Here is an 11,295-nt window from a genome sequence, read left to right on the forward strand (position 1 = left end):
GGCGGCCTCGGTGTTCCCGGCGTTCGTGATCCGTGCCGGGGCCCTACGCCATCCACCTGTCCGGCAGCGCCTCCCGGCGTCCCGTTCGGGAGCGTTCGGCCTGGGCGTGCAGGAGCGCGGCCGCCTCCGTGGCGTCGCGGAGGCGGGCGGTCACCGTCTTGTTCGCGCCGGTGTCGACATGGACGTCGGCGACGTGCCTGAACCGCTCCCAGGGCCCCTGCGCCAGCCGTACGCTCTGGACCTTCGCGTGCGGCACCAGGGCCAGCTGTCTGCGGAGCAGCCCCTGCCGGGCGGCGAACACCGTGTCGGTGACGGCGAGCCCGTACCCCTTCCACCACAGCGGCACGCACCACCGCGCCCGTGCCGGCGGCTGTACGAGCGCCGCCGTGTCCGGCACGTGCGCCCCCGGCAGCACCCGGGCGATCACCGACTCGGCGACCTCGCGCGGGGCGACCGGGATGAGCACGGAGTTCGAGGACCCGGCCACGTCCAGCTCGACCCGTACCCATCCGCGCCGCCGCCACAGCAGCGGTTCCACGATGCGTACGGTCTGCACGCGGCCGGGCGGCACCGTCTCGTGCGCGCGGTCGAGGAGCCCGTGGTCGATGCGGAGGCCGTCCGGGGACTCGCCCACCGTCCAGTCGTACTCGCCGACGAACCGGCCCACACTGCTCGCTCCGGCCGCGCCGAGCAGCGGCAGCGCGGTCGCGAGGACCGTCCACAGGCTCTCCGTGGCGATCCACAGCACCGAGGGCACGACGACCGCCGCCAGCAGGGTCCCCCAGGTGGCGCCGGTGAGCACCAGGGAGACGGCCAGGACGCCCGGCGGGACCTTCAGCAGCTGCCGTTCCGGCGCCTCGCCCACGTCCTGCGCGGTGTCGGGGGCGAACCCGGCGGCGCGGGCGAGGAGTTCGGCGCGCAGCGCGCGGGCGGTGCCCTCGCCGAGGTACGCCAGCTCGTCCTTCTTGTCGGTCCCGACGACGTCGAGTCGGAGTTTCGCGACGCCCGCGATGCGGGCCAGCAGGGGGCGGGTGACGTCGACGGCCTGGATGCGTTCGAGGCGGATGTGCGCGGTCCGGCGGAACAGCAGGCCGGTACGGATGCGCAGTTCGCTGTCGGTCACCGCGAAGTGGGTGAACCACCAGGTCAGGAAGCCGTACAGGGCGGCGGCCGGCACCAGCACGGCCAGCCCGATCAGGAGGGTGGACGGGTCCAGCCGGGTGAGCTGGCGCTGCGCCCCGTCGGGATCGTGCACCGCCCAGCCGATGACCACCGCCACCGGCGCCCAGGCCCGCCGCAGCGGCGTCACGGGATGCAGCCGCTGCTCCACGACGGCCACCGGCCCGCCGGAGGTCTCCCCGTCCACGTCCGCCTGATGTTCGGCAGCAGCCCCCTGTTCCGCTGCCGTCTGCTGCTCGGCCGCCGTCTGCTGGTTGGCCGGTGTCCGGTGCTCGGCTGCCGTCCGCTGTTCCGGTGTCGTGTTCCTCGTGGTGCTCATGGCGTCGTCGGCGCCCGGGGTCGGCACGGTCACAGCCCCGCCGATCGGGCCTCGCCCAGTTGGGTCAGCCGGTCGCGGAGGCGTTCCGCCTCCTCGGGGTCGAGACCGGGGATCCGGGCGTCCGTGGCGGCCGCGGCCGTGTGGAGCTGCACGCTCGCCAGCCCGAAGTGCCGTTCCACCGGCCCGGACGTCACCTCGACCAACTGCATGCGCCCGTACGGCACGACGGTCTCCTCACGCCACAGCACCCCCCGGCTGATCAGCAGGTCGTCGGCCCGTTCGGCATACCGCCAGGAGCGCCAGTTGCGCCCCAGCATCGGCCAGCCCCACAGCAGCAGGCCCAGCGGCAGCAGCGCGAACGCCGCCCAGCCGGGCCCCGCCAGCCAGCCCAGCAGCACGCCCGTACCGATGGCGATCGGGCCCAGCCACACCACCAGCAGCAGTCGTCTCATCCGAAGCAGCCCGCGCGGCAGTCCCGTCCACACCGGCTCACCCTGCGCCCGCTCGGCGCCGTCCTCCACGGTCCCCGTCTCCATTCCGCCAGCGTACGTACGACAGACTGTGTCCATGACTCCTCCGACGGAGACCAGACAGACGACGGTCGGTATCGGCGGCGCCGCCGAGAGCACGGACATGGTGCTGAACATCGGACCGCAGCACCCGTCCACGCACGGTGTGCTGCGCCTGCGGCTCGTCCTCGACGGCGAGCGCATCACGCACGCGGAGCCGGTGATCGGCTATATGCACCGTGGCGCGGAGAAGCTGTTCGAGGCGCGCGACTACCGCCAGATCATCATGCTCGCCAACCGCCACGACTGGCTCTCCGCCTTCTCGAACGAGCTGGGCGTCGTCCTCGGTGTCGAACGCATGCTCGGCATGGAGGTTCCGGAGCGCGCGGTGTGGATGCGGACGCTCCTCGCCGAGCTGAACCGGGTCCTGAACCATCTGATGTTCCTCGGCTCGTACCCGCTGGAGCTCGGCGGCATCACCGCGGTGTTCTACGCGTTCCGGGAGCGCGAGGAGCTGCAGAACGTCATGGAGGAGATCTCCGGCGGACGCATGCACTACATGTTCAACCGCGTCGGCGGCCTCAAGGAGGACCTCCCGGCCGGCTGGACCGCACGCGCGCGTGCCGCCGTCGCCGACGTCCGCTCCCGCATGGGCGTCTTCGACGACCTCGTCCTCGGCAACGAGATCTTCCGGGGCCGCACGCGGGACGTGGGCGTCCTGTCCGCGGAGGCCGTGCACGCGTACGGGGTGAGCGGGCCGATCGCCCGCGCGTCCGGTGTCGACTTCGACCTGCGGCGCGACGAGCCGTATCTGGCGTACGGGGAGCTCCAGGACGTCCTCAAGGTCGTCACCCGCGACGAGGGCGACTGCCTCGCCCGCTTCGAGTGCCTGCTGGAGCAGACCCATGTCTCCCTCGCCCTCGCCGACGCCTGCCTGGACCGGCTCGCCGAGCTGCCGCCCGGACCGATCAACCAGCGCCTGCCCAAGGTCCTCAAGGCGCCCGAGGGCCACACCTACGCCTGGACCGAGAACCCGCTCGGCATCAACGGCTACTACCTCGTCAGCAAGGGCGAGAAGACGCCGTACCGGCTGAAGCTGCGCTCGGCGTCCTACAACAACATCCAGGCCCTCACCGAGCTGCTGCCGGGGACCCTGGTGGCCGACATGGTGGCGATCCTGGGCTCGATGTTCTTCGTGGTGGGGGACATCGACAAGTAGATCGACAAGTACATCGGCACGTGGGCCCGGCGGCTACTCCCTGCCGTGCTCCGGGTCGCCCTCCCCGAGCGGGTGGGGGATCTGGTGGGGGATTCCCACCGGCTGGACCAGCCAGCCGAAGTCGCCGAGTCCGCCCGGCGCGGTGAGTTCGGCGGCCTCCCCGGCGCCCGCGAGGGCGCGCACGTAGGCGGTGGGGTCCGTGGTCGCCAGGGACAGCGTCGGGCGGCCGGCGGTGACGCCGAGGGCCCGCAGCGCGTCCCGCTGGGTCAGCAGCCGCGCGCCCGGCAGCGCGCAGGCGTCCAGGGCGACGTGGGCGGTGATGTCGCGGGAACCGTCCGGCACGGGCGCCGTCTCCCGGCCCTGACGGAAGCCGGTGAGCGTCCCGAAGGGCGGCCGGGCGTCCGCGAGGTGCGCGTAGTCGACGGCGACCGCGAGCCCCCGCTCGACGCCCGCGACGGCCGCGGCCCAGGCACGGTCCCGGGGCAGCCCGATCTCGGCCCGCAGCCCCTCCTCCCCGGCCACCGGCCACCACCGCTCCAGCCAGGCCGCCGCATCGCCGCCGACCGGCTCCCCGAGCCGTTCCTGGCCGTCCGCGCGGACGAGGACCAGCCGGGGCGTGCCCGCCGCGTCCACCTCCACGACGTCCACCGGCACGTTGTCCAGCCACTCGTTGGCGAACAGCAGCCCGGTGACCCGCTCCGGCGGCTCGGCGCACCACTCGATGCGGTGATCGAGGCCGTCAGGCCGGTCGGCGATCTCGACGGCGTACGCGCGCGTGCGGGCCGCCACCTCCGCGGGGAGCGCCGCCAGAACCCCGGCGCTCAGCTCGCCCCGCCCCGCGCCCATGTCCACGAACCCCAGTTCGAGGGGGTGCCCCAGCGCCGCGTCGACCCGGCACAGCAGCCGCGCCACGGCGCCCGCGTAGAGCGCGGACGCGTGCACGGAGGTCCGGAAGTGCCCGGCGGGCCCCTCAGGCCGCCGGTAGAAGCCGTGGGCCCCGTACAGGGCCTCCTCGGTGGCGGCACGCCACGGCAGCCAGGGGCCCGCCCCGCCGGGGGCGGGAGGCCGTGACCCGTGCGGATCCGGCGCGGCGGAGCGGCCGGCCTCAGCCGACCCGCGGTCGTGAACCACGCAACCCTCCCGAAGTCCCGGTGATCCCTCGCCGCCAGAGGCTATGCCGCCTCCACCTTGGGGAGTACTTGGCCCTGTCATGGATCGATCCTCCGGTTGACCCCGCTGTGCCGCGCGCTTCCCTACGCTGGGTTACGTGCAGCGCCTCTATGACTTCCTCCGCAGGCACCCGACATGGGTCGACGCCTTCTGGGCCTTCGTCCTGCTCGGGATGTCCGTGCTGGGCGGCCCGATCCACTCCGACTACACGGTGGGTGTGACCGATTCCGCGTTCGTGCCGATCACCCTGGCTCTGTGCCTGTCGGTCGCCCTGCGTCGGCGTATGCCGGAGAAGATGCTGGTGCTGGCCGCCCTCGCGGGCTTCGCACAGTTGATCTTCGACGTGCCCATGATCCCGGCCGACTTCGCGATGCTGGTGGTCATCTACACGGTCGCGGCGAACGGCGCCCGCTGGGCCTCCCGGTTCGCCCTGGCCGGCGGTCTGTGCGCCGCGCCGCTGGCGCAGATGCGGTGGAACGACGAGCAGACGGGGATGCTGGGCAACGCCGTGCTCGCGGTCATCCTGACGGTGCCGTTCGCCCTCGCCTGGGTGCTCGGCGACTCGCTGCGCACCCGCCGGGCGTACTTCGCGCAACTGGAGGAGCGCGCCGCCCGCCTGGAGAAGGAGCGCGAGGCGCAGGCCAAGGTCGCGGTCGCCGCCGAACGCGCCCGGATCGCCCGGGAACTGCACGACGTCGTCGCGCACAACGTGTCGGTGATGGTCGTCCAGGCCGACGGCGCCGCCTACGTCCTGGACGCCGCCCCCGACCAGGCGAAGAAGGCCCTGGAGACCATCTCCTCCACCGGCCGCCAGGCCCTCGCCGAGATGCGCCGCCTGCTGGGCGTCCTGCGCACCGGCGAGCACCAGGAGGTCGGCGAGTACGTGCCGCAGCCGGACGTCGAGCAGATCGACGACCTCGTGGAGCAGTGCCGTACGGCGGGTCTGCCCGTCGACTTCAAGATCGAGGGCACCCCGCGCCCGCTGCCCAGCGGTGTGGAACTGACGGCGTACCGCATCGTCCAGGAAGCGCTGACCAACACCCGCAAGCACGGCGGCCCGAACGCGGGTGCGAGCGTCCGGCTGGTGTACTTCGACGACGGGCTCGGTCTGCTCGTCGAGGACGACGGCAAGGGCGCCCCGCACGAGCTGTACGAGGAGGGCGGCGTCGACGGTCAGGGGCACGGCCTGATCGGGATGCGTGAGCGCGTCGGTATGGTCGGCGGCACGCTCGACGCGGGTCCCCGGCCCGGTGGCGGCTTCCGTATCAGCGCCCTCCTGCCGCTCAAGCCCGCACACTGACATGGCCGTGCCACCGGCTGACCCCTGTCACGGACGGCACCGGACGACACCCCACGGACACGGAAGAGGACCCCGATGGCGATCCGCGTAATGCTCGTCGACGACCAGGTGCTGCTGCGCACCGGGTTCCGGATGGTGCTGGCGGCCCAGCCGGACATGGAGGTCGTGGCCGAGGCGGGCGACGGCGTCGAGGCCCTCCAGGTGGTGCGGTCGACGGCCGTGGACGTGGTCCTCATGGACGTCCGGATGCCGAAGCTGGACGGCGTCGAGGCGACCCGCCGCATCTGCGCCGAGCCGAACCCGCCGAAGGTGCTCATCCTGACCACCTTCGACCTCGACGAGTACGCGTTCTCCGGGCTGAAGGCGGGTGCCTCCGGCTTCATGCTCAAGGACGTGCCGCCCGGTGAGCTGCTGGCCGCGATCCGTTCCGTGCACAGCGGCGACGCCGTGGTGGCGCCCTCCACCACCCGGCGGCTGCTCGACCGGTTCGCGCCGATGCTGCCGGGTGCCGCCGACCCCGAGCACAAGGAGCTGGAGCGGCTCACCGAACGCGAACGCGAGGTGATGATCCTCGTCGCGCAGGGCCTGTCCAACGGTGAGATCGCCGCCCGTCTCGTCCTGTCCGAGGCCACGGTCAAGACCCACGTCGGCCGCATCCTCACCAAGCTGGGCCTGCGCGACCGCGTCCAGGTCGTCGTCCTCGCCTACGAGACGGGGCTGGTCCGGGCCGGCGGCCACGGCTGAACCGACCGACGCCCCCTGCGCACCCGCCTGCGCCAGGCCCGCGTCGGCGTACGGCAGTCGTCAGGCGCCCGGACCCCGTCCACGACCGGGCTCTGGCCCCGGACGGTTGCGCAGGTGCGGCGGTGGCACGGCGGTGCCGGGGGCCGCGGGTCGGTTCTGGCCCGGTGTCGTCCGGGGTGCCGAGCGGGATCGGGCCGCCGCGCTGGCGGCACGCTGGGCGTCGACCGGGCCGGCAGCCCCGGCCGGCCCGTTGGTCGAAGGCGGCCCCTGCCGCTGTTCGCGCTCGGCGGCGGTGTGGCGCGCCAGGTGGCTGCCCTGGAGGGCGGTCGCCATGAAACCGGCGGCGACATTGCCGCTCTCCGGCGGAGTGGTCTTGTCGTTGAGGACCGCGAGCCGTGCCGTGTCCTCCCGGCCGAAGACATGGGTGGGAAGCATGCGCGAGGCGGCGCCCGTCACATCGCACGCGTGGCGCTGCCCGTGCGCCTCGAACTCGAGGCGGTAGCCGAGGTACTGGCGGTCCTTGTCGAAGCGCAGCTCGCCGCGGACCTCCCCGCCCGCCGACCGCGCCCACGACTCGACGGAGTCCACGGCGTGCGGCAGACGGGAGACCCGCCCCAGGCACGCCACATAGGCGTCGCCCTCCACCCCGAGTGACCTGCCCGAACTGTCCAGCGCCGCGAGACGGACCCGGCCGTCCGGCGCGGTCACCGTGCCGACCGCCCCGAGATAGCGGCCGGAGAACGTCACGAGGCGGCCGTCGCCGCCGTACTCGGCGTCGTGCTTGGCGCGCAGCGTCGTGTACTGGGCGTCGTTGTGCAGCACGAACGGCGCGTCCTTGCCGACCATGAAGACCCGGCTGTCGGGGCGGGCCTGCAGGATGATCTCGGCGTTGGCGATGGCGGCGCCGCCGACTCCGGCGATGACCCAGTCCTTGGCGACGGAGGGGTCGTAGTCACCGTCTCCCACCTCGTCGCCCATCAGGACGCGTCCGGGCGCCGCGGCGCGGGCCTCCTCCCACGCGGCCGTCGCCCGCAGGGTCTCCATCGCCCCGGCCACTCGGGGGTCTCCGGACGCCGCGAGGCTGTCGGAGACCCCCGCGTCGGCGAGCACGGCGAGGGAGGCCGCGGCTCGGTCCTGGCCTTCAGGCAGGGAGAGGAGCCGTTCGCGGGCCGCGGCGGCCTCCGGGGCGCCGAGTGCGGCGAGGCCCTCGGCCAGGCGCTCGGTCGCCTCGGGCACGGTCGGCACCTGCCGGTCGGCCCCCGGGACGATCTCGGGCGGGATACCGGTCGCGATGAGCGGGGAACCCTTGACCTCCACCGTCACCGGGTCGGATCCGTCCGCCGGACTGATCTCGGCGAGGAGCCGGCCCTCGGCGCCGACACGGAGCTCCGCCCGCCCGTCGACGAGCGGGCCGCGGACGGCGGCGGTGTCCTCCCAGAGCTGCAGCGCGGGCAGCGGCACGCGCTGCTGCGGGTCGGCGAACTGGTACGGGTCGCCCATGCCGCTCTGCCGCAGATGCCGTACCTGGTCGGCGGATTGGACGATCGCCTCGATGGGGTCGACGTGCCAGCGCCCCCTCGCGTCCACGAGCAGCATGTCCGGGGAGCGGGCCGCGAGGGCCGCGCCCCCTCCGATCATGAGCTCGTACTGCGGGTGTCGGCCCTCGGGCAGTTCCGCCTGCCGGGCACGCAGCTCCTCCAGCGTGCGGCCGCTGAGCGACGTCCGCCGCTCGGCTGCCTCCGCCGCGGCCCGGTCAAGTTCCGCCCGCGGCACGGGCGAGCCGTCTGGCCGCAGCCCCGGCATGGTGAATCCCGGCGGAACCACCGGGGCAGCCCCCTCGGCGGCCCGCGCCGCCCGCGCCTCGACGACCGCGCGGGCGTCGGCGGGGTCCAGCCGCTCCACCGGCTGGGCGAGTCCCGCCATGGCCTCGCGCGCCCCCGCCCGCAGCAGGGGCCGTACGACGTCCTGGCGGATGTCGGCCGCGTACAGCTCGATCGCGTGACTCGCGTCCGTGGCCGGCGATCTGGGCCGCAGCCCCGACTCGTCGACCAGCTCCGAGAACCGGTGACGGGCGTCGAGGCGCTCCGCCGCGCCCAGGTCCGCGTCGTTCATCCGGGCCGCCAGGTAGTTGAACTCCTCGGCCCGGCCCCGGTCCGCGTCGGACAGCTCCGGATGCGCCGGCAGTGTCGCGCCGGGGGTCAGCAGGCTGTCCAGGGGCACCCGTGCGCCGACGGTGGCCCGGTCCCGTACCGCCAGCAGCTCCCCGACCTCACGGGAGAGCACCTGCCCGGCCAGCTCCGGGCGCAGGGTGTCGGCGAGCTGCACGACGTAGCGGTCGGTCGTCGTGTTGGTGAAGGTGCGCGCCAGCAGCGGTTGCGGCAGGGCCGCCGTGTCCAGGCGTAGTTCGATTCTGTCGCCGGCCGTGGTGCCGAGCTCGAAGAAGCGCCGGCCGTCCTGCTCGACCGCGGACACACCGGTCAGCAGGCCGGGACGTATGCCCCGCAGCACCGCGGGCAACGCGGCCTCGGCCTCAGCGAGCAGCCGCCTCTCCGCACCCGATTCCACTGCATCCCCCCTGATCAGCGCCATGACTCACGTAGGATGATGGCATGTTGATCGCCCGTTCGGCTCAAGAAGCGCACCTGTACATGGACCTGCGTGCCTGTGCGTGCGGGACGGCAGGGTTCGACCGGCAGCACCGGCTGGAGGAGCGGGACGGGGCACTCGTCAGCGTGTACGAGGGGGTCTGCCCCGGGTGCGGGACGACCCGCGTGTTCGAGTTCACGCTGTCCGACGACCGGCCGCCGGAGCCGCCCGCGTTCGGCGGCGCCGAGCCCTCGCGCATCCTGGACCCCGGTGAGTTCCTGTGGGTCGCCGACCAGGTGTCGACCGAGTCCGGGCTTCGGCTGCTGAGCGCGCCGCTCGCCGAGCACCGGGCGATCGGAGCGGCCACCGCGTATGCGATCGCCGCGCTGGAGGAGGTCGCCAAGTTCCTTCCGGAGCACGCCGACCGCGTCCCCGAGGACAGGTTCACCTCGCGGCTCGGACAGGAGATGTACGCGAAGGACCCCACCCGGTTCACCCGCCAGGACATCACCGCCGCGCTGGAGCTGAAGCGCCGGATCGCCGCGGGCACACGGCAGTTCGGCACCCAGCAGGGCTGAGACCGGCCCCGCAGGGCGAGGTCAGCCGCGGTCCGGCTCCGGTAGGTCCCCGGGCGGGCGATTCAGGTCGCCGTCTCGTGCAGCAGGAGCGCCATGACGCCCACGAGCGTGGCGCTGCTGACGATCTCGCGTCGGCCGATCATGCCGGGGACGTCGGCCAGCGGAATCCACGCCAGCTCGTCCGACTCGTTGCGTTCCGTGGGCTCACCGATGTGCCGGGCGTCGTCCGTACGGAACACGAAGTGCCGCGAGTCCATGATCCCGGCCGCCGGCTGCGCGTAGATCAGCTCCCGCATCGTCCCCGGACGCCACCCCGTCTCCTCCTCCAACTCCCGGGCGGCCGCGGCCTCCGGGCTCTCGCCGTCCTCGACCAGCCCCATGGGCAGCTCCCAGGCCCAGGTGTCGGTGACGAAGCGGTGGCGCCACATCATCAGCACGCGCCGGTCGTCCACGGCCGCCGTCACGGCGACATCGCGCAGTCTGACGACGTGGTAGTCGGCGCGGGTGCCGTCCGGCTGGGTCACGTCCAGCGATCTCAGCCGCACCCAGGGGGTGTCGTGCAGCGTGTGCTCGCCGTGAACGGTCCATCGCATGGTGCGCCTGCTCTCCTCGGTCGCGGTTGTCGGAGGCGGGGCCCGGCGCGGGTCGCCCACCCCCTGGATCATCCCGCCTACCGAAGGACCCCTTCCAGGAAGTCGCTGCCGAGACGGGCCACCACCACCACGTCCAGCTGGTGCAGGACGTACCGGCCGCGGCGACGGGTCGTCAGGAGGTCCGCCCTCTTCAGGACGGCGAGGTGCCGGGATATCTCCGGTGCCGTCATGCCCAGCATCTGGGCCAGCTCGCCCGTGGTGTACGCGCTGCGGGCGAGGTTGCGGCACAGGCGCATCCGGACGGGGTGCGACAGGGCGGTCATGCGCAGGGCGAGCTGCTCGACCGACGGCGGCGCCGCGGGCTCGGCGGCACCGACCGGGTACTGGAGGACCGGCTGCCAGCCGAACCGGTGCAGGACGGCGAGGTGGGGCCGGCCCAGACTGGTCGGCACCAGGAGCAGCCCCCCGTCCTCCGTGGCCGTCCGGCTCTCGACCAGCTTGTCCACGGTGATCCGGGCCGCCGCCTCGTCGTGGGCGATCGACGGGGACACGGCGCCCAGCGCCTCGGCCAGGCCCTTGTGCCGCAGCAGCTCCGTCTTGTGGCGGGCGTCCCCGGCGAGGGTGTGGCGCAGCCGGGACCACGTCTCGGCGAAGAACGCCTCGTCGCAGTCCTCCAGGAACTGCCGCAGCCAGGCCCGCACGGCCGGCGGGTCCGCCAGCAGCCGCTGTGCGAACCGCACCTGCCGCGGCCCCCGCGCGGCGGCCAGCTCCAGGGCGAGCCGACGGGTCTCCGGGTCGGACAGCACGTCCCGCGTCCGCGAGTCGTAGCCGGGGGTGCAGACGAACTCGAGTCCCGCGTCGACGAACTGGTCGTCCGTCAGCTTGTCGAGCAGGTCCAGCTCCTCGGCGAGCGTCCCGCCGGGGAGCGTGTCCCGGCCGGGGACGCCGGCGAACGGCATGAACAGGTCCGAGAACGCCGTACGCCACAGGAAGTCCGCCTCGCACATCCGGTCCGCGAGATGCGGATCGAGCCGGGGCACCATCCGGGGTCGCAGGGCTGGGTGACGGGGGTGACCGCCCGGCTCGATCCGCATCTCG

The 11,295-nt window shown here is 73.5% G+C and carries 10 protein-coding genes; 4 read left to right on the forward strand and 6 right to left on the reverse strand.

What is annotated here, in order from left to right:
• Positions 1-43 precede the first annotated feature (43 nt).
• Both AOK23_RS41580 and AOK23_RS41585 read right to left on the reverse strand, forming a co-directional pair.
• Positions 44-1,531, reverse strand: coding sequence for a PH domain-containing protein (locus AOK23_RS41580; RefSeq protein WP_240496815.1), 1,488 nt, complete (start codon positions 1,529-1,531; stop codon positions 44-46).
• Complete coding sequence (locus tag AOK23_RS41585) at positions 1,528-2,034, reverse strand: PH domain-containing protein (protein ID WP_055513156.1); 507 nt, start codon at positions 2,032-2,034, stop codon at positions 1,528-1,530. The genes AOK23_RS41580 and AOK23_RS41585 overlap by 4 nt, the downstream gene beginning before the upstream one ends.
• 31 nt (positions 2,035-2,065) lie before the next feature.
• On the opposite strand from AOK23_RS41585, the gene AOK23_RS41590 reads away from it, so the two are divergent.
• Positions 2,066-3,226 (forward strand): NADH-quinone oxidoreductase subunit D, encoded by a 1,161-nt coding sequence (locus AOK23_RS41590; RefSeq protein ID WP_063791502.1) that lies wholly within the window; start codon positions 2,066-2,068, stop codon positions 3,224-3,226.
• Positions 3,227-3,259: 33 nt separating this feature from the next.
• On the opposite strand, the gene AOK23_RS41595 is transcribed toward AOK23_RS41590, so the two are convergent.
• Positions 3,260-4,357, reverse strand: a complete 1,098-nt coding sequence (locus tag AOK23_RS41595) for an SAM-dependent methyltransferase (RefSeq protein WP_079050013.1) — start codon at positions 4,355-4,357, stop codon at positions 3,260-3,262.
• Between the two features lie 136 nt (positions 4,358-4,493).
• Between AOK23_RS41595 and AOK23_RS41600 the strand changes: the two genes are divergently transcribed.
• Positions 4,494-5,696 carry a sensor histidine kinase gene (locus AOK23_RS41600; RefSeq protein ID WP_055717581.1) on the forward strand — a complete coding sequence of 401 codons (1,203 nt, stop codon included), beginning with the start codon at positions 4,494-4,496 and terminating at the stop codon, positions 5,694-5,696.
• 75 nt (positions 5,697-5,771) lie between these two features.
• A complete protein-coding gene (locus tag AOK23_RS41605) occupies positions 5,772-6,440 on the forward strand; it encodes a response regulator (RefSeq protein ID WP_055717582.1) in 669 nt (222 codons plus the stop codon).
• 60 nt (positions 6,441-6,500) lie between these two features.
• Here the strand turns inward: AOK23_RS41605 and AOK23_RS41610 are convergent, their stop codons facing one another.
• Positions 6,501-9,029 carry a hypothetical protein gene (locus AOK23_RS41610; protein ID WP_157878320.1) on the reverse strand — a complete coding sequence of 843 codons (2,529 nt, stop codon included), beginning with the start codon at positions 9,027-9,029 and terminating at the stop codon, positions 6,501-6,503.
• 20 nt (positions 9,030-9,049) lie between these two features.
• Here AOK23_RS41610 and AOK23_RS41615 point away from each other — a divergent pair, with 20 nt between their 5' ends.
• Positions 9,050-9,604, forward strand: a complete 555-nt coding sequence (locus tag AOK23_RS41615; RefSeq protein ID WP_055717584.1) for a hypothetical protein — start codon at positions 9,050-9,052, stop codon at positions 9,602-9,604.
• Positions 9,605-9,666: 62 nt separating this feature from the next.
• On the opposite strand, the gene AOK23_RS41620 is transcribed toward AOK23_RS41615, so the two are convergent.
• Entirely contained in the window at positions 9,667-10,197 is a 531-nt protein-coding gene (locus AOK23_RS41620) for an NUDIX hydrolase (protein ID WP_055717585.1), read from the reverse strand.
• 77 nt (positions 10,198-10,274) lie between these two features.
• A partial coding sequence (locus AOK23_RS41625) for a DUF5937 family protein (protein WP_107102998.1) occupies positions 10,275-11,295 on the reverse strand: 1,021 nt, incomplete at its 5' end.

The organism is Streptomyces torulosus (assembly GCF_001419765.1).
Taxonomy (GTDB): Bacteria; Actinomycetota; Actinomycetes; order Streptomycetales; family Streptomycetaceae; genus Streptomyces; species Streptomyces torulosus.

Bases quoted from the DNA above. Each gene is read 5' to 3' on its own strand.
- AOK23_RS41585 (WP_055513156.1), bottom strand. From the start codon at position 2,034: ATGGAGACGGGGACCGTGGAGGACGGCGCCGAGCGGGCGCAGGGTGAG.
- AOK23_RS41590 (WP_063791502.1), top strand. From the start codon at position 2,066: ATGACTCCTCCGACGGAGACCAGACAGACGACGGTCGGTATCGGCGGC.
- AOK23_RS41605 (WP_055717582.1), top strand. From the start codon at position 5,772: ATGGCGATCCGCGTAATGCTCGTCGACGACCAGGTGCTGCTGCGCACC.
- AOK23_RS41610 (WP_157878320.1), bottom strand. From the start codon at position 9,029: ATGGCGCTGATCAGGGGGGATGCAGTGGAATCGGGTGCGGAGAGGCGG.
- AOK23_RS41615 (WP_055717584.1), top strand. From the start codon at position 9,050: ATGTTGATCGCCCGTTCGGCTCAAGAAGCGCACCTGTACATGGACCTG.
- AOK23_RS41620 (WP_055717585.1), bottom strand. From the start codon at position 10,197: ATGCGATGGACCGTTCACGGCGAGCACACGCTGCACGACACCCCCTGG.